Genomic DNA, 26,235 nt, shown 5'->3' on the forward strand with positions numbered 1-26,235 from the left:
CTCTACCCTGACTCTCCTCCTTATTGGTCACTGGCTTGCAGCAGCGCCTTGACCAGGCTCTGTAACCCCTTGCCCCGATTGACAGTCTTCCACGCCACCAGGGTGTCGTTAATGTGAGGCGTACTGTTCTCGATGGACAGCTCCACCAAGTCCCCCCGTTCCAGCTGCTCCCGGATACGCTTCTTCGGTAGATAACCGATACCCAGCCCCGCCTGTTGGGCAGCTATTTTCTGGGCGATGGTGCGCACGTAGAGTCGCTCTTCACTGCTGATACGTCCGGTATCCCGGGGCACGCTGAAGCGTGAGCTGTCGTGCACCACCACCCAGCGGTGGGCCTTCAACAGTTCTTTCTGCAGTGGCTGTGGCGCGTTGATAAGCGGGTGCCCGGCGGCAACGGCAAACACCATCTCCAGGGTGCCAAATTTCTCGGAGCGAAGCCCTTGTTGCGGAGGCACCGGGCCGCCGGCCCCGATCAACAGGTCCACCCGGTCTTCAATCAACGCCTCCCAGGTGCCACCGAGAACCTCCTCGCCAATATCCAGCTCGATCTGCGGGTGTTGCTGCAGAAACTCCTGCAGAACCGGCAATAGCTGGTCGAAATCGAGAATGGTGTCGAAGGCGATGCGGATGCGGGGCTCCCAGCCAATGGCGATCTCCCGGGTCTGGTTGGCCAGGCGTTCGGCGGCCTGCAGCAGCTGGCGTCCCTCCTCCAGCAGGTGACGGCCAGCCGGGGTCAGTACCGAGCGCCGCCCCTGGCGCTGGAACAGGGTTACCCCCAGTTGCTCCTCCAGCTTCTGCACTATGTAGGAGAGGGCGGATGGCACCTTGTTGAGGTGCTCGGCGGCGCTGGCAAAACTGCCGCGACGCTCAATCTGGTCGATGACTTCCAGGGCTTCCAGGGTCAGGGGGGAGTGGTTCATGGCAGGTGCCCCGCAGGCTGTTCAAAAACTTTGAACAAATCTATCGGAAATCCACCGTTATTCAAGCTCCGTCGCGGCGATAGACTGTCATTACTGAAGATTACAACCCCTTAATGGCCTGACGCGGTGAATGGTTCACCGGACAGGGGCCCAGATAACGGAGCGAGTCATGAGCAATTCCAACCTGTTAGTGCGTATCGACAGCAGTGCCCGCGGCACCGCGTCCAACTCCCGTCACCTCACCGATTACCTGACACAGCAGCTGCTGGCACGGGAAGAAGAGCTGCAGCTGGTCAGTCACGATGTGGGGGAGAACCCCTTCCCGCAGGTGACCGCTGAGCAGCTGACCGCCATCCATGGCAGCTTCGACTCCGAAGACCCGGACATCCTGATACAGCAGGCGCTCTCCGACGAGCTGGTGGAGGAGGTGCTGAATACTCGCTACCTGGTGATCGGTGCCCCCATGTACAACTTCGGCATTCCGGCCAACCTGAAAACCTGGATTGATCACATCTGTCGCGCCCGCAAAACCTTCCGTTACACCGAAAACGGTCCCGAAGGGCTGAGCGGTATCGAGGAAGCCTTTGTGGTGGTGGCCAGTGGTGGCGCGCCGGTAGGTTCCGCGGTGGATTTTGTCAGCAGCTACCTGCGCCAGGTGCTTGGCTTTATCGGTGTGCGCAAGGTGCATATTGTTGATGCCGGCGGCTCCGGCGCAGATGCCGACGGTGTGAGGGCCAAAGCAAAGGCCCAGATTGATGAGCTGGTAGGCAGCCTGGCAGAGGCATAATCAAAGCCGGGACAGATGCAAAGCCGGAACCGGATTGAAGACAGGACAGAGAGGAGCAAAGATCATGGGTGTATTGCAGCAGGGTGAGTGGCGTGACCAGTGGTACGACACCGAAAGCACCGGCGGCGCCTTCCAGCGCCAGGAGAGCCGCTTCCGCAACCAGATCAGCGCCGATGGCAGCAGTGGCTTCAAGGCTGAAGCAGGACGCTACCACCTCTATGTCTCCCTGGCCTGTCCCTGGGCACACCGCACCCTGATCATGCGCCGCCTGAAAAAACTGGAAGGGCTGATCGGTGTCACGGTGGTAGAGCCGCTGATGCTTGAGAACGGCTGGGAGTTTGGCGAAGGTGGCGACGACCTGTATGGCCTGGACTATCTCTACCAGCTCTACCTGAAAGCGGATCCGGGTTACGAAGGGCGGGTTACGGTACCGGTGCTGTGGGACAAGCAGACCCGGACCATCGTCAACAACGAGTCGGCGGAGATTATCCGTATTTTCAACAGTGCCTTTGATCACCTCACCGGTGACCAGGGTAACTACTGCCCGGCGTCCCTGCGCAACGAGATTGATGCTATCAACAGTCGCGTGTATGACAGCGTGAATAACGGGGTCTACAAGGCGGGTTTTGCCACCGACCAGGCGGTTTACGAGTCGGCGGTGACAGAGTTGTTTGCAGCACTGGATTGGCTGGAGCAGCGTCTGGAGAATCAGGACTACCTGGTGGGTAACCAGCTGACGGAGGCGGATATCCGCCTATTTACCACCCTGGTGCGTTTTGATCCGGTCTACGTGGGGCACTTCAAGTGCAACCTGCGCACCCTGGCCAGTTACCCGAACCTGTCAGCCTACCTGCGGGGCATCTACCACCTGCCGGGCGTGGCTGAGACGGTCAACTTCACCCACATCAAACAGCACTACTACGGCAGTCACAAGACCATTAATCCCACCGGCATCGTGCCCCTGGGGCCGCTGCTGGAGCTGTAAGCAGTCGCAGGCTCCGCGACATAAAGCGCAGACGAAAAAAAAAGCAGGCCGGAGCCTGCTTTTTTTGTTCAAGCGGAACGGTTGGCCTTACAGCGCAACGATGTTCTCAGCCTGAGGACCTTTCTGGCCTTGAGTTACTGTGAACTCAACAGCTTGGCCTTCGGCCAGGGTTTTGAAGCCTGAACCGGAAATGGCGCTGAAATGGGCAAAAACGTCTGGACCGGATTCTTGCTGAATGAAACCGAAACCTTTGGATTCGTTGAACCACTTAACGGTGCCTTTAACTCTGTTAGACATAATAACGTCCTGATATTCAAATAAATTAAACGGGTGCCTTTGTCAGAGGCGGAGTAGCTTGGAAAAGACTATACCTAGGAAAACTGCAGGACGGCGTTGCAAGAGCAGGAGACCGTTAAATGTAGATTTTCATTTGGAGGCTTTCTTTCTAGCCGGGAAGCACTATACCCCCATTGCAGGTGCCTGTATACAGATATCTCTGATTGGTTGAAAAATAATCTGAGGCCCGGTTTTCAGTATCGCCGGGCGCCTTTCCCCTGGCACGCCTTATTCCCTAGAATAGCCAAAACCCTGGACGAAACTGCTGATGCTCAACTGGATTTGGCTCTTCTTTTTTCTGGCCGCGTTTGTCTCGGCGCTGGCCCAGCTGCTGTTGCAGGGCAATACGGCAATCTTCAATACCCTGGTCTCCGCGCTGTTTGAAATGTCGAAGCTCTCCTTCGATATCGCCCTGGGGCTGGTGGGCATCCTGACCCTGTGGATGGGTATCCTGAAAATTGGCGAACACTCCGGCCTGGTGGAGAAACTGGCGCGCCTGCTGTCGCCGTTGTTTGCCCACCTGATGCCCGGGGTGCCCCGCAACCATCCGGCGCTGGGCCACATCACCATGAACTTTGCCGCCAACATGATGGGGCTGGACAATGCCGCCACACCTATTGGCATCAAGGCCATGCAGAGCCTGCAGACCCTCAACCCCAGGCCCGACAGCGCCTCCAACGCCCAGATACTGTTCCTGGTGCTCAACACCTCGTCGCTGACCCTGTTTCCCATTGCCATCCTCATGTACCGGGCGCAGCAGGGGGCGCCGGAACCGGCCACCGTGTTCCTGCCCATACTGCTGGCTACCAGTGCCTCCAGTATTGCCGGCCTGCTGGCGGTGGCGATGGTGCAGAAACTCAATATCTTCAATCGTGTGGTGCTGGCGTACCTGGGCAGTGCCGTGGCGCTGCTGCTGGCCCTGGTCCTCTACCTGACGCGGCTGACGCCCGACGAGCTCACCAGCGTATCCTCGCTGATCGCCAACCTGCTGCTCTTCTCGGTGGTGATCCTGTTTATGGTTGCCGGTATCCGCCGTCGTATTAATGTCTACGAGAGCTTTATTGAAGGCGCCAAAGAGGGATTCCAGCTGGCCATTACCATCCTCCCTTACCTGTTGGCGATGCTGGTGGCCATCGGTGTCTTCCGTGCCAGCGGTATGCTCGATTACCTGCTGCAGGCGGTGCGCTGGTGTTTTGAGGTGGTGGGTATGGATACCCGCTTTGTGGAGGCGCTGCCCACCGCCTTTATGAAGCCGCTGAGTGGATCCGGTGCCCGCGCCATGATGCTGGAGACCATGAATAACTACGGTGTGGATTCCTTCCCGGCGTTGATCGCAGCCACGGTGCAGGGCAGCACCGAAACCACTTTCTATGTGCTGGCGGTCTACTTCGGCGCGGTAGGGATCAAGCGCATCCGTCACGCCGCCGCCTGTGGCCTGTTTGCCGACGGGGTCGGCATAGTAACGGCGATTGCCGTCGGCTACTGGTTTTTCGGTTGAGGGCGGGAACGCCGTGCGGGATGGCGCCCATTATCTATACTCTTGCGAACAGTAAGTTGATCGCAACGACAGATTGATACGGGCCTATGCAAATCAGGGAAGAATAACCTTGGCAACCCACACCAGACGGTGGCGATGTTCTGAAGTTTTACTGCCGCTTTTGCCAGTCCTGTTCAGGATTGCCCTGCTTATCCCTCTGGCCCTGCCGGCCTATGGGATTGAGGAGTTCGAGGATAATGCGCCGGACGCCGAAGCCGGTCTCTCCGCCGAGGGCAACCTGACCGAAGGTCTCACCCTGCCCACCATCACCCTGAAGACCGCGGAAGGAGCCCCGGTTCTCGACGGCTATGTGGAGAGCGCCTTCTGGTCCTCCAGCCCGGAAATGGACCTGCCCTGGGAGATGTTCCCCGTACGTCTGGCGCCCGCCGAGGTGACCACCCGGGTCTGGGTTCGTGTCTCTTCAACCCACGTCTATGTTGCCTTCGAGGCCGACGATGACGACATGTCCCAATTGCGCAGCGGAGTGCGCTCCCGGGATGGCATCAAGAACGATGACTACGTCTCGGTGGTGGTGGATCCCACCGGTCGTGGTCTGCGCAAGTACGAGTTCCGGGTTAACCCCAACGGCTCTGTCTCCGATGTCCTGCAGGACACGCCCAGCGACCGCTACATCTACGACTGGGATGCACAGTGGCAAGCCGCCGCCCGTATTCATCCCCACGGCTACAGTGTGGAGATGGCCATTCCCCGGCCGCAAACCCGTATGGCCAGTGACGTGGAGTCCGCTGCCGGGGCCTTGCCACCACTGGTTATCCTGAAACGTCACCACCCGCGACGGGTCGACCGGACGCTGGGCAATGTGTTTGCGCTGATCCTGCTGGAGGATCCGACAGCGCCGACCGACCGGGAGCCGGAAACGACCACAGCGAAGGACGGTGCCGCAACAGCAGCCAATACCAATACCAGTGGTGGCGGACGCCAGTCCGGCAATGCAGGTGCGATGGACCCGGCGGAAGGGGAGGGAATCAGTAACCCGCAGGAGAAGGTACCCAAACTGACGCTGGTACCACACCTTGTCTACGACAAGAACGAGGAGCGTGATATCGGCGGCAGCTTCGAACAGGTGGATGACCAGCGACTCTATGCGCTTGGCTTCTCCATGAAGTACGCGGTCAGTGAACAGAGCTGGTTGGGTATGACGGTTAACCCCAACTACTCGGAAACCGAATCGGATATCGCCCGCGACAGCATCAACAACCAGTTTGATCCGTTCCAGCCGGAACAGCGCACCATGTTTGTGGATGTAGGGGAGTATTTCCAGACGCTTAACAAGGCGGTCTACACCCGCAATATTGTCCAACCCGATATTGCCGTCTCCTATCTGGGCAGCGGTCAGGACTACACCACCGGAGTGCTGCTGGCGCTGGACCAGCAGACCCAGATCACCATGCCCGACAACCTGGGCTCGGATACCGTCAGCGTAACCGAGGAGAGCACGGCCCTGGCGTTTAACTCGGAGCGCTACTTCGGCAAGCGCAGCCTGGGTCTGTTGGGAACCTTCCGTTCCGGAGAGGACTACCACAACGCGCTGCTGAGTGTGGCAGGTACCGGTAACCTGGGGGTGGATGACAAGGTGCGTGGCCAGCTGATGGTGTCGGACACCGAATACCCGCAACGCTTTGCCGAGGACCTGTGCAACAGCAGTGGCTGTACTACCACACCGCCGGTGGCGGATTGTGAGCTGGGTTACTGTGCGGTGAATCCGTTTGTAAAACGGGCAGAGTTTGACAGCAGTCTGCAAGGCTACAATCTGCAGTTACGCTACAAACACGATGGCCCTGAGTCCCTTTACTGGGCGCGTTATTACGACGTCTCGCCGGACTTTCGCGCCGACCTGGGTTTTATCAAACGGGTGGATTTCCGGGCCATCAATTTTGCCTACGGCCGCAAGTGGTACTTCCGGACGGCGGAAAAAGACGAGAGCCAGTCGCGGCTGCGGGGCTACCTGGTAGCGGGGCATATGCGTTCCCACGAGGAGGACGACGCGCTGGAGACCAGTTACACCGGCTGGCTGGAGTTTCGCGGCAGTTACCAGACCACTCTGCGGGTAGGGCGCTGGTTGCGCGACCGGGCGGTCAACCGGCTCGACCAGGCGGATCTCTCCGTTGCCGACAACGCACCGATGTTCCGGGAACAATATTGGCAGTGGTACTCCCAGACATCCCCCTTTGCTTCATGGACCCTCTATTTTGACGGTCGCTGGGGACGTACGGCGGATCCGGAAAACCTGGTGCTCGGCGACCTGCGGGAAATGATTCCAAAACTGGAGTGGTTCTCCGGTCGCCTCAGCCTGATGGCGTCCCTGACCTGGCGCAGTTTCCATGTGGATCAGGAGCGGCTCTACAAAGAGGAGTTTTTCACCTTACGGGCCATGTACTACCAGAGCCCGAAGATCACCCACCGCATGCTCTGGACACACGACCTGACCAAACGTGATATCGATCGTTGGCGAGGCAATGAGCTGGGCAAAGAGACCGATGGCATCTTTGAGTACACCGTCATCTACCAGCCGGACCCCAAGTGGAAACTGCTCAGCGGTGTGCGTTTTGAACAGGAGTATCAATCCGATGTGGATCAACGCGGGCTTACGGCACGGGAGATCTACTTCAAGGCTGAACGTATTCTGCAGTTTTAACCTGGTTGGCCGACTGCGCCCTTTTGGTTGCACTGCGTTGTGGGGCACATTGGTTGGCATCCTCCAGGATAACCACACACTCGAGACACTGAATACATTCGTTGTAATCAATATCTCCACCCGGTGCTATGGCCTGAATGCCGCAGCGGCGACGGCAGAGCTGGCAGGGGGAGCCGCACTCGCTGCGACGTTGCAGCCACTCGAAACGGTGCAGCTTGCCCGCCAGAGCCAGAAAGGCGCCCAGAGGGCAGAGGTAGCGGCAATAGAACTTATGCACGAACAGTCCCGCCCCCAGTAACAGCAACGCGTAAACCACAAACGGCCACTCGCGCACAAACCCCAGGGTTACCGCGGTCTTGAAGGGCTCTACTTCTGCCGCTTTTTCCGCAGCGGTAATCGATACCAGTGCTGTCCCCAGCAGCCCCGCCAGCAACAGGTATTTCACCCACAGCAGTCGTTGGTGCAGGCGCTCCGGAATACGCCACTGGCGAATGCGCAGCCGTTGCGCCAGCAGGGCGGTCCACTCCTGCATCACCCCGAAGGGACAGAGCCAGCCGCAGAAGAGCCCACGGCCCCACAACAGCAGTGTCACCAGTACGTAGAGCCAGAGAATCAGGATGACGGGATCCAGCAGGTAGACGCTCAGATCAAAATCTTTCTGCAGAGCCAGCAGCAGGGGATAGATATTCACCACCGACAACTGGCCCTGTGCATGGAAGCCGATAAACAGCAGGGTAAAGGCAAGAAAGCCGTGACGGATGCGGAAGAAGCGCGGTGCCGGAGTAATCAGGGCTTGCTGGCGGATAAAGAGCAGGGTCAGCAGGGCCAGTCCGGCCAACAGGATGGCAATCTCCGGCAGTCGTCCCATCCACAGTTTGATCCAGGGTTTATCCCGCCAGCTGGACCGGGCCTGCTCAACCACTTCGAACAGTGTGGCGGGTAGGGAGTGAGTGTCACTGAAGGTGGCGGAGACGGAGCTGAGGTGATTTTTGCGAACGTTAATGGTCAGTGTCAGTTGCGTCGGCGCGGATGGATTAAAGCCCGCCTGGGGGCGGATACGAAACAGCCGCAGGTTATCCGAAAATGGTACGTCACTGCTTAACCGAGGCTCGGTGATGTGAAAAAAGTTGAGGTCACGAATGCCGATAGGCAGCGACTGTTGCGACAGGCTGACCCGGGCCGGCGCGGTGCCGGGACGGAACTCCTCCCCCAGGTAGTCATAGAGTCCGGTGGAGAAGAGAGCAATGGCGTGCTCACCGGGTTCCAGCTTTTGCAGCAGTCGCTGGTAATCGCTGTCGCCGAGGAAGTTGCGACCCACCAGAGGGGGATTGAGGTAGAGCAGGTAGAGGGTGAGTACGGCTTCATCGGAGCCTGCTGTACTGGACTCGGACGCCAGGTCGGTGCCGGGCAGGGCTTGCTGCAACTGCCGTGGGCTGATGATGAGTCGTTGCACCAGCCCCTGTTCCAGCAGCTGCGGCCAGCCCATGGGGGTGAAGTTGTCCTGCCGTATCCGTACGGCTGCCACCTGGGCAAAGTCAGCAATGACCTGTCGCGCCACTTCACGGGCGGCAGAGATAATGGTGTCGTTGATAACCATCACCGATACCGTGGCTTTGGTGATGCCATCGAAATAGACGTTGCTGTCGCTGGCGCTGCTGTCCGCCTTGCCGTCGATGATGATGCGTTCCGACAGGCGGTGTCCCCGGTACTGGTCAACAAACTGCAGCAGTGGTTCCGGTCCCAGCCCGTGCAGGAAGATCGGCTCATGGTGATGCAGTATCTGCAGCCCCTGCAGCGATCCTTTGGTGTCCATGCCGATCAGCAGGTTAATGCGTTCGCCGGAAAAGCCCTTCAGGTCCACGTGGTCGTTGCTCACCAGGGCGTAGCCGATGACTTCGTTCAGCTGGTAGGCCACCCGGATCGGGCGGCCTTCGGCCTCGGCGGCAAAGCGGGTAGCGCTGGGAAAAAACTGCCGCAGGGCATCATCGTAACGTCCCTCCTGCACACCGGAAGCAGCGACAGTGAACTGCGCCACCAACAGCAGTAGTCCGGCACACCAGACAGCCGTCAGTCGCCGCAGCAGCGGTGGCTGGAGAGCGCGCGAACAGGGCCACATTGAGAGGAGTCTCATGGCTCCAGTGTGCGCGTTTGCGGCCTCCTCCCCTATACCACCAGTGGCGGGGTTGCTTACGACTTTGGTCGTTTTTTGGCATCAGATTATGGGCAGGCGCGAAGACAACGGGCGAAAAAAACGCTACCAAAGTCGTAAATTTCTGCAGGGACATTAGACCTTACTGCCAATTGTCGCAGAGCCTCGCTCCGCTAGCATGAAGGCACAGAGAGAAGGCTTCCGGCAAGGCACTGATCCGCCGTGTACTGACAACTAACCGCAGGCACGTAAGCACCGCCGGAACCAGCAATAAGCCAGCAATAAGAAAGGCGGCGACCTGCCCATGACAATTTTCAGACAATCCCTAGCCTCGTTAATGGGAGGCTGTGTAGCCCTGCCGGCGCTGGCGCAATTCGAGTACGGCCAGACAACCTTCGCCTATCTGGAAGAGATAGAAATTGTGGGTACCACGCCCATGGTGGTGGGGCAGGTGGATGGCAGTGAGCCCTTTCATGTGCAGGTATTCTCTGCCGAAGATCTGGAAAAGGTAGAGGGCTATTCGGTATCCCGCTTCCTTGATCGCCAGGCAGCATCGGTTAGCGTCAACGATGCCCAGAACAATGTCCTGCAGCCCGACATCCGCTTTCGCGGTTACTCCGCTTCACCGCTACTGGGCGTCTCCCAGGGTGTGGCTGTCTACTTTAGCGGTGTGCGCATCAATGAAAGCTTTGGCGATACCGTCAACTGGGACCTGCTGCCGGCGTCGGCGGTAAAACGTATGGGGCTGGTGGCGGGCTCCAACCCCATTTACGGACAGAATGCCCTGGGCGGCGCACTGGTGATGGAGGGTAAGAACGCGTTCAATACCGAAGATGGCGAGCTGTCCCTGGCGGCCTCTTCCTGGCAGGGGCGCCAGGTCACCCTGGCCGACGGCGTTCGCAATGAGCACTGGGGACTCTTTGTTTCGGCGGATTATTTTGCCGAGGATGGCTGGCGCGATTATTCGGACAGCGAGGCGGCCAGTGTCTATTCCGTGCTCAGCAACCGCCACGACAGTGGCAACCTGGATCTCTCCTGGTTGTGGGCCGATACCCGCATGCAGGGAAATGGCGCTTCCCCCACGGGACTGCTGGAACAGGATCGGGAAGCGGTCTTTACCCATCCCGATCGCACCGAAAACCGGCTCAATATGTTCACTCTAAATAGCCGGGAAGATCTCAGCTACAACAGCTGGCTGGCGGCAACGATTTTTTACCGCGACCTGCAGACCGACAGCTTTAATGGCGATGGCAGTGATAATGAAGAGTGCCCCGGCACCCAGCTGCTGTGTGAGGAAGAGGGTGGGGTCTTCGAACAGCTGGAAGACCAGTTTGGCCGGCCGGTCAGTGCCGGCTTTGATGCCATCAACAACATCAGTCGCCGCGACCAGCAGAGCTGGGGCGCGTCGCTGCAGTGGAACAAAACGGCCCACACATGGGGTGGTTTACATCATCTGGGTATTGGTGGTGACTACTTTGCCGGGCGTACCCGATTTACCTCTGGGGTGGAGTACGCGGCGCTGACGGAGGAGCGATCCACCACACGTTCCGGTCTGTACAATCCGGAGGAGGGCAACCGCCTGGATGCCACCCAGGATATGTTTGCGCTCTGGATCAGCGACACCATCGAAATATCGGAGCAGTGGCAGCTGCTGCTGGGGCTGCGTTACAACCGGGTCAAGGTGTCTGCCGATGATCGCAGTGGGCAGCGACCGGAATTAACAGCTACCCATCACTACAATCGCCTCAATGGCGGTGCCGGGCTCTCCTGGTCCTTTTCAGAAAACATGACCGCCTACGCCGGTTTGTACCAAACCTCCCGGGCGCCTTCACCGGTGGAGCTGGCCTGTTCCCACGAAGACGCACCCTGCAACCTGCCTAACACCTTTCTGGCTGATCCACCCCTGAAAGACATTGTGGCGCGCAGTGCGGAAGTGGGCTTGCGGGGGCGGGGCGAGCACAGCCAGTGGCACCTGGGACTGTTCCATACCCGTAACCGTAACGACATCCACTTCCAGACCACTGGCGGTGTCTCTTCCAACCAGGGTTTCTTCCGCAACATTGGCGACACCGTATTCCAGGGCGTGGAAGCCAGCTATGGCTGGACCCGGGATGCGCTCTCCATGGAGTGGCAGTACAGCTGGGTGGAGGCGACCTACCGGGATGAGTTCCAGTCGTTCTCACCAAACCATCCCGATGCCAATGGCGGCGCGCTGCCGGTGGAGTCCGGTAATCACCTGCCGGGGATTCCGGAGCACACTGTCCGCTGGTTGCTGGATTACCAGTGGAGCGACGATTTGCAATCCGGCTTCGATGTGACTGCCAGCAGTGGCGTCTACCTGCGTGGGGATGAGGCTAATCTCGACGAGCGTACCGACAGCTATTGGGTTGCCAACGCCTGGGTAAGTTGGCAGTTGTTGCAGGACGTAGCGCTGAAGTTTGAAGTCAGCAACCTGTTTGATCGCGAGTACGAGCGTTTCGGTCTCTATGGCGAGCCGGACGAGGTGATCGATAATATTGATGATGACCCGCGTTTTCTCAGTCCCGCTGCTCCCCGCTCCCTCTCTCTCTCCCTGCAGTTGCGCTGGTAATTTGCCAGCGCAACTCCACTTCGCGTTGCCGTTTTAATTTTCCGGCAACCAATACTTTTCTGCGCCTTTGGTGCTGCCACCTTGGCAGCAGTTTCCCTCTGACTAAATGACCACTTTTTTTGCCGCTTGGTCGTATGTGCTTCCTGTTGGTCGCGCGTCATTCTGTATCCGTCGAAGCAAGACACGGTCACTCACACTGAAGGTCGCTCTGGCGCCGCAGGACGAGCCGTTGAATAAAAATCAGATAATGGAAACTCAGGAGACGTCATGAAAAGATCGACAATAAATCAGTGCATGATCTCTGGCGCTGCGGCGATGGTGCTGAGCATGCCCGGTCAGGCAGCTGTAGAGCTTTACAATACCGACGAAACCAAGGTGTCTGTGGATGCCTCCTTCAATACCTTCTACGTGCGCAGCGATTCCGACAACGAAATCGCGGATACCGATCGCACGCAGTCGCGGGTGAAAATGGGCCTGCTGCCCAACTGGATTGGTTTCAACTTCAGCAAAAAGATAGACGATCTCACCGTCGGCGGCCGCTCCTCCTTCTGGGTCACCATCAACGACAGTGACACCGGCATCACCAGTACCGGTATCGATGTGCGCCAGTTCTACGGCACCGTGGATGGCAGCTGGGGTCAGATCCTGTTTGGTAAGGACTTTACCCTGTTCAGTCGCTCCAACATTTTTCTCGATGAGATGCTGATGGGTTACGGCGCCGTTAACGATACCCTCGGGTTGATCGATGGCCAGGGCGTCTCCTTCGGCCACATTGGCAGCGGTTACTTCTATCCGTTCCCCCATTCCCAGATCACCTACCGCACACCGGATATGGGTGGCTTCAAGGTAGCTGTGGGTATTGTGGATCCGGGTAATGCCACCACCGATACCGGTGCCGGTCGCACCAGTGAAGAGGAGAATCCCCGCTTCGAGGCTGAGGCCACTTTCCACACCGCCATTGGTGACAACAGTGCCGTCACCGCCTGGTTGGGTTTCCTGCAGCAGAGCTCCGAAAGCCAGGATCCGGCGGTAGACGATGTGGATTCCCTGGGCACCTCTTACGGTGTGAAGGTGAAGCTGGGTGGCCTGTCGCTGCACGCGTCCGGTTTCCAGGGTGAAGGGCTCGGCTTGCTGCTCGGCCCCGGTACCGATGCGGGACTGGGCCTGCAGGGGCTGATCTCCGAGAACGGTGAGGAAGTGGACAGCGATGGCTACGTGGCGCAGGCCTCCTACGCCTTCGGCAGTGAGCGCTTTGTGGTCTCCTACGGTGAAACCACGGTAGAGACTGCCACTGAGTGGAACAATGAGACCTCCCAGATCGCCTGGTTCCACGACGTCAACTCCGTGCTGCGCACCGTGGTGGAGTACAACATCAACACACTGGCAATCGGCTCGGCGGAAGAAGAGACCAAAACAGTCGCTCTCGGCCTGATCGCCAACTTCTGATTGTCAGCACACAGGTTGGGTGTTTGCCGGGCTCTCTGATCCTTTCCCCAGAAGCCCGGTCTTTTTTACCCGGACTGCGAAGAGATCGTGGGCGACCTGAGTGAGAGCAGTACGGCTTCAGGTGCCACTTTCCCACCCAGTATCTACAACTAAATGATTAGAACCATGCACACCAAAGTACACTTATGCCGCCCAAGGGTCAGGCCTAGTATGAAGGTGTCCGGTTCTGCCGCGAAGGGATCCCCGAGAGAGATCCCCACCCGACACCTACTAAGAGGTTAATAATCATGATCTATGCACAACCCGGCCAGGAAGGCTCAGTCATCACGTTTAAACCCCGCTACGACAACTTCATTGGCGGCGAGTGGGTGCCACCGGTAGAAGGTCGTTATTTCGCCAACATCACCCCCGTTACCGGCGAGCCCTACTGCGAAGTAGCCCGTTCCTCCGCTGCCGATATTGAATTGGCCCTGGATGCGGCCCACAAGGCGAAAGACGCCTGGGGTGCAACCTCTGTGGGTGAGCGCTCCAACATGCTGCTGCGCATCGCTGATCGCATTGAGCAGAACCTGGAGATGCTGGCGGTCGCCGAGACCTGGGAAAACGGCAAGGCCATCCGCGAGACCCTCAACGCCGACATCCCGCTGGTGGTGGACCACTTCCGCTACTTCGCCGGCTGTATCCGAGCCCAGGAAGGCAGTGCCGCTGAAATTGATGCCACCACCGCCAGCTACCATTTCCATGAGCCCTACGGCGTCGTGGGACAGATTATTCCCTGGAACTTCCCGCTGCTGATGGCTGCGTGGAAACTGGCGCCAGCTCTGGCCGCCGGTAACTGCATCGTCATGAAGCCTGCCGAGCAGACCCCGGTAAGCATCCTGGTAATGATGGAGCTGATTGGCGACCTGCTGCCGCCGGGCACCATCAATATCGTCAACGGCTTTGGTTCCGAAGCCGGTGCGCCCCTGGCCACCAGCTCCCGTATTGCCAAGCTGGCCTTTACCGGTTCCACCGCTGTGGGCACCGAGATCCTCAAGTGTGCGGCCAACAGCCTGATCCCCTCCACTGTGGAGCTGGGCGGCAAGTCCCCCAACATCTACTTCGCCGATGTCATGGATTTCGAGGATGACTTCATCAGCAAGGCGGTGGAAGGGCTGCTGCTGGGCTTCTTCAACCAGGGTGAAGTCTGTACCTGCCCATCCCGTGCGCTGGTGCATGAGAGCATCTACGACGACTTCCTGGAGCGGGTGCTGGAGCGTTCACGTGCCATCAAGCAGGGCGATCCGCTGGATACCGAAACCATGATCGGTGCCCAGGCCTCCCAGGAGCAGCTGGACAAGATCCTCTCCTACATGGATATCGGTCGTAACGAAGGTGCCGACCTGATTCTGGGTGGTAACCGCAAGATGCTGTCTGGTCATCTGTCCGGTGGCTACTACGTGGAGCCAACCCTGATGGTGGGCCACAACAAGATGCGCGTGTTCCAGGAGGAGATCTTCGGCCCGGTGCTGGGTATCACCACCTTCAAGGATGAGGCGGAAGCGCTGGCCATTGCCAACGACACCGCCTACGGCCTTGGCTCCGGCGTCTGGACCCGTGACATCAACCGTGCCTACCGCATGGGTCGCGGCATCCAGGCGGGGCGTGTGTGGACCAACTGCTACCACGCCTATCCGGCCCACGCCGCTTTCGGTGGTTACAAGAAGTCCGGTATCGGTCGCGAGACCCACAAGATGATGCTGGACCACTATCAGCAGACCAAGAACCTGCTGGTGAGTTACAGCACTAATCCACTCGGCTTCTTCTAACGTACACACTCCTGTATGTAAGCCGGATCAGAGCAGCGTTACCCTGAGCCTCTGAAGTTGTACCCCTCCTCCCCGGACGCTGTCTGCCCTGGACAGGGCAGGTCCGGGCCAGGAGGATGTTTTGGTTGTTATCTCGTCCTTCCCCGCAAGGTTGTCACCGGTCCCCCCACCGGTGCTTGCGGTTTTTTTTTACTTATCCCGCCCATGTTTCCCGCTGCGCCGGCACCCGCCAGTGCCCCTTTAATCCCGTGGCCTGCCCCAGCTGCTGTCGCTACCAAAGCCAGCCGGAATTGCTCCCAAAGTACAGTATTCCCCCGACATAGCCCTGATTAGACTGAGGTTAATGGTGGCGAAAGCAGTATGGCGCTCACCATTGCAGAGCAAATTTTAATGGTCAGTACGAGGAGCATGTTATGTGGACTAAACCCGCTTATCAGGATCTGCGAATCGGTTTTGAAGTCACTATGTACTTCAGCGTTCGCTAAATGAGTGGGGTTACCGTTTGGTAGCCCCGGATCCTGCCCGCTGACGAAGTAAACCTGCATGAGAATTCATATTTTAGGATCAGCAGCCGGTGGCGGTTTCCCGCAGTGGAACTGCAACTGCAGCAACTGTTACGGTGTGCGCAACGGCAAGATCAAGGCCACACCGCGCACCCAGTCCTCCATTGCGGTGAGCATGGACGATGAGCACTGGTTGCTGATCAACGCCTCCCCCGATATTCGCGCCCAGCTGGAGTCTTTCCGTGACATCCAGCCGCAGCGTGGCCTGCGGGGAACCGGTATCCGCTCGGTGCTGCTGGTGGACAGCCAGATCGACCACACCACCGGCCTGCTGATGTTGCGTGAAGGTTGTCCCTTCGACGTCTACACCACCGAGATGGTGTACCAGGACCTGACCACCGGCTTCCCGGTGTTCAACATCCTCAAGAGCTGGGATGGCGGCATTCGCCACCAGCGCCTGCCCATCGACGGCACTTCACTGCAGGTGCCGGGCTTTGAGGGCCTGCGTATCACTCCGGTGCCGCTGCAGGGCAAGGCCCCGCCTTACTCGCCCCATCGTAACAATCCCCATCCGGGGGACAATATCGCCCTCTATTTCGAAGACCTGGAATCCGGCCAGAGCCTCTTCTACGCCCCCGGACTGGGTGGCCTGGATGAGAACCTGGCGGGTTACATGGAGCGCAGCGATTGCCTGCTGGTGGACGGTACTTTCTGGCGCGAGGACGAGATGATCCTCGCCGGGGTCGGCACCAAGCTGGCGCGGGAGATGGGCCACCTGCCCCAGTCCGGCAAGGGCGGCATGATCGAGGTGCTGCGGCGCTTCGGGGAGCAGCGCAAGATTCTTATCCATATCAATAATACCAACCCGATCCTCGACGAAGAGTCGCCGGAGCGGGCCGAGCTGGTGGCTGAAGGGATCGAGGTGGCCAGTGACGGTATGGATATCTTCCTCGGGGCCCGCCGGCCCCAGACCCTTACCAATAACAGAAGCCAGAAACTGCCTGGAAGAGGTCCCGACCTTCCCGGCAGAAAGGAGGCCATCGGATGAACACCCAGCCAGATACCGCGATGGACATTCCCGTAATGGACATCGCATCCTTCGAGCAGGCGCTGCGCGACAAAGGGCGCCTGTACCATATCCATCACCCGTTTCATGTGGCCATGCACAGCGGCCAGTGCACCCCGGAACAGATCCGCGGCTGGGTCGCCAACCGCTTCTACTACCAGACCAGTATCCCGCTCAAGGACGCCGCCATCATGGCCAACTGCCCCGACCGCTCCGTGCGCCGGCAGTGGATCCAGCGCATCCTGGATCACGACGGTCGTGGCGACGACGACAGTGGCATTGAGGCGTGGCTGGACCTGGGCGAGGCTTGCGGCCTGAGTCGCGAAGAGTTGCTGGACCATCGCCATGTATTGCCGGCGGTACGTTTTGCAGTGGATGCCTACGTCAACTTCGCCCGCACCGCCACCTGGCAGGAGGCAGTCTGTTCATCGCTCACCGAGATGTTTGCCCCCGAGATCCACCAGCGCCGGCTCGACACCTGGCCAGAGCACTATCCCTGGATCAACCTCGACGGCATGCGCTACTTCCGCAAGCGCCTGGGTGAAGCCCGCCGCGATGTGGACCACGGCCTGACAGTCACGCTGCAATACTTCCGCACTGCCGACCAGCAGCAGCGGGCACTGGAGATCCTGCAGTTCAAGCTGGACGTACTCTGGAGCCTGCTGGACGCGGTGACCATGGCCTATGTCTACGAGCGGCCGCCGTATCACCATGCGCTGGAACAACGCCAGCTGCGCGACCGCCAGCGGGAGGTGCAGACAGCATGATGAACCCACAACTGATACCCACCCTCAACCGTCACTTCCGCCTGCAGTGGGAGCCGGTACAGGATGCCTATGTGCTGCTCTATCCGGAGGGCATGGTAAAGCTCAATCACAGTGCCGCGGAGATCCTGCGCGCCTGCGATGGCGAGCGCACCATTGCCGAGATCAGCACAGAGTTGCAACAGCGCTACCCGGAAGTGGAGGATATCGATAACGACATCGACGAGTTCTTCGAAGGTGCCACACGCAACGGCTGGACACGCTGTGAGTGCCGCGACTAGTCCCGCGCCGCCGCTGTGGCTGCTGGCGGAGCTCACCTATCGATGCCCGCTGCAGTGCCCTTACTGCTCCAATCCGGTGGACTTCGCCCACATTAAGGAGGAGCTGAGCACCGAACAGTGGTTGCAGGTGCTGCAGCAGGGCCGGGCCATGGGTGCGGCGCAGCTGGGTTTTTCCGGCGGTGAGCCGCTGGTGCGACAGGACCTGGAAATCCTGGTTGCCGAGGGGCGCCAGCTGGGTTACTACACCAACCTGATCACCTCGGGCATGGGCCTCAGTCGCGAGCGCATTGCCAGCCTCAAGCAGGCGGGGCTCGATCATATCCAGCTCAGCTTCCAGGACAGCGACGCCGACATCAACAACTACCTGGCCGGCAGTCGCAAGGCGTTTGCCAACAAGCTGGAGATGGCTGCCGCGGTGAAGGAGTTTGACTACCCGATGGTGGTCAACTTTGTGCTGCACCGCATGAACATCGACCACATCGAGTCGATCCTGGATTTGTGCGTGGAGCTGGGCGCAGACTACGTGGAGTTGGCCAACACCCAGTATTACGGCTGGGCTTTCCACAATCGCCAGCAATTACTGCCCACCCGGGAACAGTTACAGCACGCGGAAGCAGTGACCAACGCCTACCGCGAGCGCCTGCAGGAGCGCATGAAGATCTACTTTGTGGTGCCGGACTACTTTGAAGAGCGGCCCAAGCCCTGCATGAATGGCTGGGGTTCCATCTTCCTTACCATCGCCCCCGATGGTCGTGCACTGCCCTGTCACAGCGCCCGTGTGTTGCCGCTGGACTTCCCCAACGTTAAAACCGTGCCCCTGCAGGAGATCTGGTACGACTCACCGGGCTTCAACCACTTCCGTGGCGATGAGTGGATGCAGGAGCCCTGCCGCAGCTGTCCGGAGAAGAAAAAGGATTTCGGCGGCTGTCGTTGCCAGGCCTATATGCTCACGGGTGATGCCAGCCAGGCGGACCCGGTCTGCAGCAAATCCCCCCATCATCACCGGGTAGCGGATGTGGTGGCGGCCGCGCAGGAGACAGATCCGGAGGTGCAGCCGCTGCTGTTCCGCAACCCGGATAACTCCCGCCGCCTGGCGGTGTGTGGCGAGGATGAATCGCCACAGGACTGCGGGCATCGGTAAGGGCTGGTCGACAGACGCCCGTGAGCCTGTCCGGAACAGCAGGGTATATAGGCAAGAATGATTGCCCGCGGCGTTTCAATTCGCTAAACGACTAAGCTGGTAGACCAAAAGCTGATAAAATTAGTGGGACAAATAGAACACAATAACCATAACAATAACGATTACACCCGAGGTAATAGCCATGCTAGCGGCTGGAAACCCAACCTACACCCTGCCGGAGAACGCTGTACGCAGCGGCGGCTCCAGTGCCAGTGACCCTGCCATCGCCGCGCAGGAGCTCTACCGTGACCTGGCCATGGACAACACAGCCTGCGTTTTTTTCTTCTGCTGTGTGGAGTACGACCGTGAAAAGCTGGGCCGGGAACTGACCCGGCTGTTTGGCGATACCCTGGTGGTAGGCTGTACCACCGCCGGTGAAATTATGCCCTCCGGCCTTGCCACCGGCTCCATCAGCGGCTTCAGCCTCAGCGCCGAGGGTTTTGTGGTGGAAGCCCGGCTGCTGGAAGACCTGGCCACCTTCAGTGAGCGCCAGGCCGGCGATATCATAACCCCCATGCTGGAGTCTCTGGACAACCGCGCCATTGCCCCGGTGCTGGACCACAGTTTTGCCCTCTCCCTGCTGGATGGCCTGTCGGTGCGCGAAGAGCAGGTGCTCAGCGCCCTTAACGATGCCCTGCAGGGCATTCCGCTGGTGGGAGGCTCCGCCGGCGACAGCCTGCACCTGCGTGATACCCACATCTATTTCAGTCACCAGTTTTACAACAATGCGGCCTGTATCATCCTCATCAATACCATCTATCCCTTTGCGGTGATGAGCGGCCACCATATGCCGGCCTCGGCGGAAAAACTGGTGGTCACCAAGGCCGATCCTAACAAGCGCATCGCCTACGAATTCAATGCCGAACCGGCGGCGCTGGAGTACTGCCGCATGATGGGCCTCTCCCTGGATGAGCTGCAGCCCGCCAGTTTTGCCCGTCACCCGCTGGCGGTGCAGGTAGGCGACAACTATTACATTCGCTCTATCCAGCGGGTCAATGACGATATGAGCCTGAAGTTCTTCTGCGCTATCGACAACGGCATCGTTCTTACCCGCATGGAAGAGGGGGATCTGGTGAGTGAGTTCGAACAGCGCATGCAGTCGCTGGTGGAGGAGATGGGAGAGCCACAGCTGGTGATTGGTTACGACTGTATCCATCGCCGTATTGAGGCCAGCCAGAAGCGTCTCACGGGCCAACTCTCGCAGCTCTACCAGCGCTATAAGGTGATTGGTTTTAACACCTACGGCGAGCATATCGATGCCATGCACGTAAACCACACCTTTACCGGAGTCGCCATCGGCGGCGTGGAATCCTGAGCGCTCTGCAGACAGGCGGTTGTACCATGCAAATCAAAGAGACCGTATCCAGCGAAGGTCAGGACAGTGTCATTGAGGCCCTGCGCTACGAAAACGACAAGCTGAAGAAGATCAACCAGGTGTTGATCCAGCGGGTGGAGCAGGGCTGGGGCAACTCGGCGGAAGCCTACCGCTCATTCCAGAATGCGGCGATCCTGGCGGACAAGGTCAAGGAGCGCACCTTCAAGCTGCGCAAGACCCTGTTCAAGCTGGAAGAGGCCAACCAGAACCTGTCGCAAACACGACTGGAGTCGGCCCACTCCCGCCAGCGGCTGCTGGATACCATCGAGAATATCTCCGATGCCATTGTGCTGTTTGATCGGGACCGCAAGCTGGTGCTGGCCAACAGCCACTTTTTCGAATTCTGGAAGACCACCGACGCACGCATTGAGGCCGGACTCACCACCTATCGCGACCTGACCGTGCTGGCGGTGAAGTACGGCATCTATGACCAGTCGCTGCAACCGTCGGAGAAGATGGTGCAGCGGGGTGATCATCACGATGCGGTGATCCGCCTCACCGATGGTCGCTGGTTGCAGGTTTCGGAACGCGCCACTGCCGACGACGGACTGGTGGTGGCCTACAGTGATATCACCGCCCTCAAGCAGAATGAGATCGCCCGCCAGGAGAAGGTGCTTTCGGACCAGAACCGGCTGCTGCAATCCATGATCTCCAACCTGCCGTTGGGTGTGGTGATGGTCAACGCCAACAACCAGATCGAATCCTGGAACGGTCGTGTTATCGATCTGTTGGGAGTGCAGCACGGCTACGCGGTGCGGCATGCGGACTTCAACCAGCTGCTGCGTGACACGGTGCTGGCCAATATCGACCTGTCGGTCACCGAGTCGGTCAGTCGCGGTCAGCGGGACCTCTACGAGCGCGAGTGTATGCTCGACGATGGTCGTGTCATTGCCATCACCTGCCACCTGATTCCCGGCGGCGGTTTTGTTTACACCTTCCGTGACGTGACCGAACAGCGGCGCACCGCCGAGGCGCTGAAGAACGCCTACAAACACATGGAGAAGCGGGTGCATGAGCGCACCCTGGAACTGTCGGAGCTCAATCACCAACTGTTGGTGGAAATTGAGGATCGCACCCAGGCCGAGCGCAGCCTGCTGCTGGCCAAACGCGAGGCGGAAACCGCCAACCAGTCCAAGACCCGCTTTATCACCGCTGCCAGTCACGACCTGTTGCAGCCGCTCAATGCCGCGCGCCTGTTTGCCACCGCCCTGCAGGATTTCGACCTGCCGGACAATGTGGCCAAACTGGTGAAGTCCCTCAGTTTCTCCCTCAACGATGTGGAGACGCTGCTGGGTACGCTGGTGGATATCTCCAAACTGGAAGCCGGTATCGTGGAACCGATCCGCGATAACTTCCCGGTCAACGAACTGCTGCAGAACCTCTCCAACGAATTCAACCAGCACGCCCGCCGCGAGGGACTCGAATTCGACTTTGTCCCGTCTTCCGTCAATGTCTACTCCGACAGCCAGTTGCTGGCCCGTATCCTGCGCAACTTCCTCACCAACGCCATTCGTTACACCGATAAGGGCAAGCTGTTGCTGGGTTGTCGCCGGCGCAAGGATTGCCTGGAGATCCAGGTGTGGGACACCGGTATTGGCATCGCGGAAGATCAGTTGCAGGAGATTTTTGTCGAATTCAAACGCCTCAGCGGTCAGAAGCAGCGGGAGGACAAGGGGTTGGGGTTAGGGTTGGCCATTGTCGACAAACTCTCCGGGGTGCTGGGACATGAGGTAAAACTCAACTCCATACTTGGCAAGGGTTCGGTGTTTTCCGTTTGTGTGCCCTACGCATCGGCAGACTACCAGCACAGTAAACTGAGCGATCCGGGCAGTGAGTTTGACGATCCCTTCACCGGCAAGCGCATCCTGGTGGTGGATAACGACAAGGCCATCTGCCAGGGCATGTCAGTGGTGCTGGAGAGCTGGGGTTGTGAAGTGGTGACTGCACAGACACTGGAGGAGCTGCGTAGCCGCAGGAACCTGCTGACGCCGGCGCCGGATGTGCTGATCCTGGACTATCACCTGGACGATGACGATACCGGCCTGCAGGCAGAAGCCATTGTGCGGCGTAAACTGAAGCGACCGGTGCCAAGTCTGTTTATTACTGCCAACTACAACAATGAGCTTCGCCAGCAAGTGAAAGAGATGGGCTTCCGCCTGATCAACAAGCCGGTCAAGCCACTCAAGCTGAAGTCGGTGTTGAGTTTTCTGTTGTCGCCGAACAATCAGGGGCAGTAGCGTTTCCATAGTTGGTGAATTGTAACTCTACCGGACCCCGTCATCGCGAGGCGCGTATCTTGCGCCGCGGCGATCCATGCCTGACAGGGTGTTGAAGGTCAGGAGTGAGTATGGATTGCTTCGCTGCGCTCGCAATGACGTAGGGATAAGAAACGGGCTCCGGTATATGTAAGTACGTCAGTGAGTAAAAACACACCAGACCCCGTCATCGCGAGGCGGGTATCTTTCGCCGCGGCGATCCATGCCTGGCAGGGTGTTGAAGGTCAGGAGTGAGTATGGATTGCTTCGCTGCGCTCGCAATGACGTAGGGATAAGAAACGGGCTCCGGTAAATGTGAGTATGTCAGCGAGTAAAAACACACCAGACCCCGTCATCGCGAGGCGTGTATTTTACGCCGCGGCGATCCATGTCTGGCAGGGTGTTGATGGTCAGGAGTAGACATGGATTGCTTCGCTGCGCTCGCAATGACGTAGGGATAAGAAACGGGCTCCGGTATATGTAAGTACGTCAGTGAGTAAAAACACACCAGACCCCGTCATCGCGAGGCGGGTATCTTTCGCCGCGGCGATCCATGCCTGGCAGGGTGTTGAAGGTCAGGAGTGAGTATGGATTGCTTCGCTGCGCTCGCAATGACGTAGGGATAAGAAACGGGCTCCGGTAAATGTGAGTATGTCAGCGAGTAAAAACACACCAGACCCCGTCATCGCGAGGCGTGTATTTTACGCCGCGGCGATCCATGTCTGGCAGGGTGTTGATGGTCAGGAGTAGACATGGATTGCTTCGCTGCGCTCGCAATGACGTCGGGGTAAGAATCGGTGCCGGTAAATGTGAGTAAAGCGGTGAGTTACAGATACACCAGACCCCGTCATCGCGAGGCGCGTATTTTGCGCCGCGGCGATCCATGCCTGGCACAAGGGTGAAGGTTATAAGCCGCTTGCGGACGAATGCATCACTCAGGAGCGATGCAGGTAGCGGTCAAAATCGATGGACGCGGCACACAGCACCGCTTTCATCCGGTTGTGCACTTTCAGTTTGCGCAGGATGGCAGAGACGTGGGCCTTGACGGTGGTTTCGGCAATGTTCAGTTCATAGCCAATCTGTTTATTGGACTCCCCCATGGCCAGGCGCTCAAACACCAGCAGTTGTTTGCGGGTCAGGGAGGAGATCACTTCCGATGAGAGTTCGTGGTCGGAGTTGCTGTGGCTGCGGCCACTGTCACTACCGCGGCGGATAATGTCCGGTGGCAGGAACGCCTGGCCATCCAGCACCTGGCGGATCGCCTGGATAATTTTTTCGCGGGGCATGGATTTGGTGATAAAGCCCACGGCTCCGTAGGTCATGGATTGCAGCACCACATTCTTGTTCTCCTCGGCGGAGAGAATCACCACCGGGATTTCCGGGTAGTTACTGCGCAGGCTGACAATGCCGTTGAGGCCATCCATGCCGGGCATGTTGAGGTCCAGCAGTACCAGGTCCAGGTCGTCGTGCTCTTCGATGTAAGCAATGGCCTCGTCCAGCGAGCCAGCCTCTTGTATAACGGCATCGTCGAATTGGGCCTGGGTGGCGTCGCGGATGGCTTCGCGGAACAGCGGGTGGTCATCGGCTATCAGAATGTGAATCATGGCTTTTCTCTCCCGGTCACTTGCGTGCTTGCGTGGCAATGCCGCGTTGTGACTCTCAAACTATAGAACAGATAATACACGACATTGGCGGTCATGCCCCTGCTTTAACCTTTTGCAGGCCCCGGCGCGGATTAAAGCCCCGTACGGCGGCAAAGGTGATCACCAGCGTCAGCCCCAGGCAGACCCACAACGAGGTCAGGTTCAGCTGTCCGTAGAGGGCAAAGCGCATCAACTCCACCGCGTGGGTAAAGGGATTGATGGCGCTGATGGTGTAAAGCCACTCGCTCGATTCACGCAACTTCCACAGCGGGTACAGCGCGGAGGAGAGAAAGAAGAGCGGGAACACCACAAAGTTCATCACCCCGGCGAAGTTCTCCAGCTGGCGGATCAGCGACGACAGCAGCAGTCCCATGGCCGCTAGCATAAAGGCCGCCAGCAGGGCCGCAGGGATCAGCGTCAGATAACCGGCCAGTGGCGGCCGTATTTCGAAGAACCAGGCCACCAGCAGGAACGCCGCCACCTGAAACAGCGACACCAGCGACAGTGCCAGCAGCTTGCTTACCAGTACAAAGGCTCGGGGCAGGGGGCTGGTGAGCAGTACGCGCATACTGCCCATCTCGCGGTCATAGACCATGGACAGGGAACCCTGCATACCGTTGAACAGCAGGATGATGCCCAGCAGTCCGGGAGTGATGTAGACCTCGTAGGTAATGTAGGTTTCGTAGGGCGGGATAATGGCCACACCCAGCACCGCTCGGAAGCCGGCGGCAAACACCATCAGCCAAAGCAGTGGTCGCACCAGTGACGACAGGAAGCGACTGCGCTGCTGTACGAAGCGCAGCAGTTCCCGGTAAAGGATGCCGTGAAAGCAGTAGCCGTACTGTATCGGTGTCATGCCGCCTCCGTCAGTTTGCTGAACAGGCCATTGAGGCTGTCGCTGTGGTGCTGGTGCAGCAGCTCGGCCACCTGCCCCTGGGCCTGGGCGCACCCTTTGTGCAGCACCAGCAACTGGTCCTGTGGTAGCAGCTCGTCCAGCAGGTGGGTGGTCCAGAGTACGGCGACACCGCTCTCCCGGCACAGTGTCCGCACGTGCTCATTCAGTTCACGGCGGGACTGGATGTCCAGTCCCACACTGGGCTCATCCAGCAACAGCAGGCGTGGGGAGTGCAGCAGAGCACGGGCCAGTTCCACCCGGCGACGGTGGCCGCCGTTGAGGCTGCGCACGCGGCGCTGGCGACAATCGGCCAATACAAAGCGTTGCAGCTGTTCACCGATGGCTTGCCTGGCAGCTTTGGGTGAGAGTCCCTGCAGGGCGCAGTGGTAGCGCAGGTTCTGTTCCACCGTCAGGTCCAGGTCGAGAGTCGGCTGCTGGAATACTACGCCCAGCTGGCGCATGGCCAGTGATGGCTGGCGGCTGAGGTCGTAACCGAAGATTTCCAGACTGCCACTGGCCGGACGCAGCAAGCCGGTGAGCAGGGCCATCAGCGTACTCTTGCCGGCGCCGTTGGGTCCCAGCAGTGCGAGAAACCCGCCCGCGGCCAGTTGCAGGCTGAGGTGATCCAGTGCCGCGGTGCGCTCATAGCTGAAGCATACCTGCTCTACCCTCAGCGCTATTCCGCTTGTGCTGCATGCATTGCTGTCACTGTTCATCATTCTCACCACTTGTGCCTGACACCGTCATCGCGAGGCGCGTCTTTTTTGCGCCGTGGCGAACCATATCTGTCAGCATGGTACAAACCTGAGTGCGGACATGGATTGCTTCGCTACGCTCGCAATGACGATTACTGTCTGCATTGCTGTCACTGGTCATCACACTCGCCACTCGCCACTCGCTCCTGACTCCGTCATCGCGAGGCGCGTCTTTTGCGCCGTGGCGATCCATGCCTGGCCGCGTATGCAGGCCGGGGTGCGGACATGGATTGCTTCGCTGCGCTCGCAATGACGATTGCTGTATGCATTGCTGTCACTGGTCATCACGCTCGCTACTCGTTAC

General features: G+C 59.0%; 20 protein-coding genes. 14 read left to right on the top strand and 6 right to left on the bottom strand.

Going from position 1 to position 26,235, the window contains the following annotated elements; genetic code table 11:
- Nucleotides 1-20: 20 nt before the first annotated feature.
- Nucleotides 21-920: a LysR substrate-binding domain-containing protein gene (locus GSF27_RS15805; RefSeq protein ID WP_160970909.1), complete on the bottom strand. Its 900-nt coding sequence runs from the start codon at nt 918-920 to the stop codon at nt 21-23.
- A 169-nt stretch (nt 921-1,089) separates the two neighbouring features.
- Here GSF27_RS15805 and GSF27_RS15810 point away from each other — a divergent pair, with 169 nt between their 5' ends.
- Nucleotides 1,090-1,707, top strand: a complete 618-nt coding sequence (locus tag GSF27_RS15810; RefSeq protein ID WP_160970911.1) for an FMN-dependent NADH-azoreductase — start codon at nt 1,090-1,092, stop codon at nt 1,705-1,707.
- A 64-nt stretch (nt 1,708-1,771) separates the two neighbouring features.
- Nucleotides 1,772-2,692: a glutathione S-transferase family protein gene (locus tag GSF27_RS15815; protein ID WP_160970913.1), complete on the top strand. Its 921-nt coding sequence runs from the start codon at nt 1,772-1,774 to the stop codon at nt 2,690-2,692.
- A gap of 87 nt (nt 2,693-2,779) precedes the next feature.
- Here GSF27_RS15815 and GSF27_RS15820 read toward each other — a convergent pair whose 3' ends face one another.
- The gene (locus GSF27_RS15820; RefSeq protein WP_160970915.1) at nt 2,780-2,989 is read right to left on the bottom strand and encodes a cold-shock protein; all 210 of its coding nucleotides are present in this window, start codon (nt 2,987-2,989) and stop codon (nt 2,780-2,782) included.
- Nucleotides 2,990-3,296: 307 nt separating this feature from the next.
- Between GSF27_RS15820 and GSF27_RS15825 the strand changes: the two genes are divergently transcribed.
- Together GSF27_RS15825 and GSF27_RS15830 are read left to right on the top strand one after the other, a co-directional pair.
- Nucleotides 3,297-4,526, top strand: coding sequence for a nucleoside recognition domain-containing protein (locus GSF27_RS15825; RefSeq protein WP_160970917.1), 1,230 nt, complete (start codon nt 3,297-3,299; stop codon nt 4,524-4,526).
- 160 nt (nt 4,527-4,686) lie between these two features.
- On the top strand, nt 4,687-7,221 hold the full coding sequence (locus tag GSF27_RS15830) for a hypothetical protein (protein ID WP_160970919.1): 2,535 nt from the start codon (nt 4,687-4,689) through the stop codon (nt 7,219-7,221).
- Here GSF27_RS15830 and GSF27_RS15835 read toward each other — a convergent pair.
- Complete coding sequence (locus GSF27_RS15835) at nt 7,193-9,337, bottom strand: 4Fe-4S binding protein (protein WP_160970920.1); 2,145 nt, start codon at nt 9,335-9,337, stop codon at nt 7,193-7,195. The two genes, GSF27_RS15830 and GSF27_RS15835, sit on opposite strands and share 29 nt — an antisense overlap.
- Before the next feature lie 337 nt (nt 9,338-9,674).
- Between GSF27_RS15835 and GSF27_RS15840 the strand changes: the two genes are divergently transcribed.
- The 10 genes from GSF27_RS15840 (at nt 9,675) to GSF27_RS15885 (ending at nt 22,620) form a co-directional block, all read left to right on the top strand.
- Nucleotides 9,675-11,960, top strand: a complete 2,286-nt coding sequence (locus GSF27_RS15840) for a TonB-dependent receptor (protein WP_160970921.1) — start codon at nt 9,675-9,677, stop codon at nt 11,958-11,960.
- Nucleotides 11,961-12,227: 267 nt separating this feature from the next.
- Nucleotides 12,228-13,406, top strand: a complete 1,179-nt coding sequence (locus GSF27_RS15845) for a porin (protein WP_160970922.1) — start codon at nt 12,228-12,230, stop codon at nt 13,404-13,406.
- 287 nt (nt 13,407-13,693) lie between these two features.
- On the top strand, nt 13,694-15,214 hold the full coding sequence (locus GSF27_RS15850) for an aldehyde dehydrogenase family protein (RefSeq protein ID WP_160970923.1): 1,521 nt from the start codon (nt 13,694-13,696) through the stop codon (nt 15,212-15,214).
- Nucleotides 15,215-15,627: 413 nt separating this feature from the next.
- Nucleotides 15,628-15,699: a pyrroloquinoline quinone precursor peptide PqqA gene (pqqA, locus tag GSF27_RS15855; protein WP_160970953.1), complete on the top strand. Its 72-nt coding sequence runs from the start codon at nt 15,628-15,630 to the stop codon at nt 15,697-15,699.
- A 58-nt stretch (nt 15,700-15,757) separates the two neighbouring features.
- Complete coding sequence (gene pqqB, locus GSF27_RS15860) at nt 15,758-16,765, top strand: pyrroloquinoline quinone biosynthesis protein PqqB (protein ID WP_160970924.1); 1,008 nt, start codon at nt 15,758-15,760, stop codon at nt 16,763-16,765.
- On the top strand, nt 16,762-17,550 hold the full coding sequence (gene pqqC / locus GSF27_RS15865; protein WP_237457594.1) for a pyrroloquinoline-quinone synthase PqqC: 789 nt from the start codon (nt 16,762-16,764) through the stop codon (nt 17,548-17,550). Before pqqB ends, pqqC begins: the two co-directional genes overlap by 4 nt.
- On the top strand, nt 17,547-17,828 hold the full coding sequence (gene pqqD / locus GSF27_RS15870; protein WP_202410498.1) for a pyrroloquinoline quinone biosynthesis peptide chaperone PqqD: 282 nt from the start codon (nt 17,547-17,549) through the stop codon (nt 17,826-17,828). The genes pqqC and pqqD overlap by 4 nt, the downstream gene beginning before the upstream one ends.
- The gene (pqqE, locus tag GSF27_RS15875) at nt 17,812-18,969 is read left to right on the top strand and encodes a pyrroloquinoline quinone biosynthesis protein PqqE (RefSeq protein ID WP_202410503.1); all 1,158 of its coding nucleotides are present in this window, start codon (nt 17,812-17,814) and stop codon (nt 18,967-18,969) included. The genes pqqD and pqqE overlap by 17 nt, the downstream gene beginning before the upstream one ends.
- Before the next feature lie 181 nt (nt 18,970-19,150).
- Nucleotides 19,151-20,323, top strand: a complete 1,173-nt coding sequence (nosP, locus tag GSF27_RS15880) for a nitric oxide-sensing protein NosP (RefSeq protein WP_160970926.1) — start codon at nt 19,151-19,153, stop codon at nt 20,321-20,323.
- Between the two features lie 26 nt (nt 20,324-20,349).
- A complete protein-coding gene (locus GSF27_RS15885; RefSeq protein WP_160970928.1) occupies nt 20,350-22,620 on the top strand; it encodes a NahK/ErcS family hybrid sensor histidine kinase/response regulator in 2,271 nt (756 codons plus the stop codon).
- Between the two features lie 953 nt (nt 22,621-23,573).
- Here GSF27_RS15885 and GSF27_RS15890 read toward each other — a convergent pair.
- From GSF27_RS15890 to GSF27_RS15900, 3 genes are all read right to left on the bottom strand, one after another.
- Entirely contained in the window at nt 23,574-24,242 is a 669-nt protein-coding gene (locus tag GSF27_RS15890; protein WP_160970930.1) for a response regulator transcription factor, read from the bottom strand.
- Between the two features lie 91 nt (nt 24,243-24,333).
- Complete coding sequence (locus GSF27_RS15895; RefSeq protein WP_160970932.1) at nt 24,334-25,137, bottom strand: ABC transporter permease; 804 nt, start codon at nt 25,135-25,137, stop codon at nt 24,334-24,336.
- On the bottom strand, nt 25,134-25,895 hold the full coding sequence (locus GSF27_RS15900; protein WP_202410499.1) for an ATP-binding cassette domain-containing protein: 762 nt from the start codon (nt 25,893-25,895) through the stop codon (nt 25,134-25,136). The genes GSF27_RS15895 and GSF27_RS15900 overlap by 4 nt, the downstream gene beginning before the upstream one ends.
- Between the last annotated feature and the right edge of the window lie 340 nt (nt 25,896-26,235).

Origin of the sequence: Pseudomaricurvus sp. HS19, assembly GCF_009857815.1 — a bacterium.
In the GTDB taxonomy this organism is placed as follows: domain Bacteria; phylum Pseudomonadota; class Gammaproteobacteria; order Pseudomonadales; family Cellvibrionaceae; genus Pseudomaricurvus.

Bases quoted from the DNA above. Each gene is read 5' to 3' on its own strand.
- GSF27_RS15805 (WP_160970909.1), bottom strand. From the start codon at position 920: ATGAACCACTCCCCCCTGACCCTGGAAGCCCTGGAAGTCATCGACCAG.
- GSF27_RS15890 (WP_160970930.1), bottom strand. From the start codon at position 24,242: ATGATTCACATTCTGATAGCCGATGACCACCCGCTGTTCCGCGAAGCC.
- GSF27_RS15810 (WP_160970911.1), top strand. From the start codon at position 1,090: ATGAGCAATTCCAACCTGTTAGTGCGTATCGACAGCAGTGCCCGCGGC.
- GSF27_RS15820 (WP_160970915.1), bottom strand. From the start codon at position 2,989: ATGTCTAACAGAGTTAAAGGCACCGTTAAGTGGTTCAACGAATCCAAA.
- nosP (WP_160970926.1), top strand. From the start codon at position 19,151: ATGCTAGCGGCTGGAAACCCAACCTACACCCTGCCGGAGAACGCTGTA.
- GSF27_RS15850 (WP_160970923.1), top strand. From the start codon at position 13,694: ATGATCTATGCACAACCCGGCCAGGAAGGCTCAGTCATCACGTTTAAA.
- GSF27_RS15835 (WP_160970920.1), bottom strand. From the start codon at position 9,337: ATGTGGCCCTGTTCGCGCGCTCTCCAGCCACCGCTGCTGCGGCGACTG.
- GSF27_RS15825 (WP_160970917.1), top strand. From the start codon at position 3,297: ATGCTCAACTGGATTTGGCTCTTCTTTTTTCTGGCCGCGTTTGTCTCG.
- GSF27_RS15895 (WP_160970932.1), bottom strand. From the start codon at position 25,137: ATGACACCGATACAGTACGGCTACTGCTTTCACGGCATCCTTTACCGG.
- GSF27_RS15815 (WP_160970913.1), top strand. From the start codon at position 1,772: ATGGGTGTATTGCAGCAGGGTGAGTGGCGTGACCAGTGGTACGACACC.
- pqqB (WP_160970924.1), top strand. From the start codon at position 15,758: ATGAGAATTCATATTTTAGGATCAGCAGCCGGTGGCGGTTTCCCGCAG.
- pqqC (WP_237457594.1), top strand. From the start codon at position 16,762: ATGAACACCCAGCCAGATACCGCGATGGACATTCCCGTAATGGACATC.
- GSF27_RS15840 (WP_160970921.1), top strand. From the start codon at position 9,675: ATGACAATTTTCAGACAATCCCTAGCCTCGTTAATGGGAGGCTGTGTA.
- GSF27_RS15885 (WP_160970928.1), top strand. From the start codon at position 20,350: ATGCAAATCAAAGAGACCGTATCCAGCGAAGGTCAGGACAGTGTCATT.
- pqqD (WP_202410498.1), top strand. From the start codon at position 17,547: ATGATGAACCCACAACTGATACCCACCCTCAACCGTCACTTCCGCCTG.
- GSF27_RS15845 (WP_160970922.1), top strand. From the start codon at position 12,228: ATGAAAAGATCGACAATAAATCAGTGCATGATCTCTGGCGCTGCGGCG.
- GSF27_RS15900 (WP_202410499.1), bottom strand. From the start codon at position 25,895: ATGATGAACAGTGACAGCAATGCATGCAGCACAAGCGGAATAGCGCTG.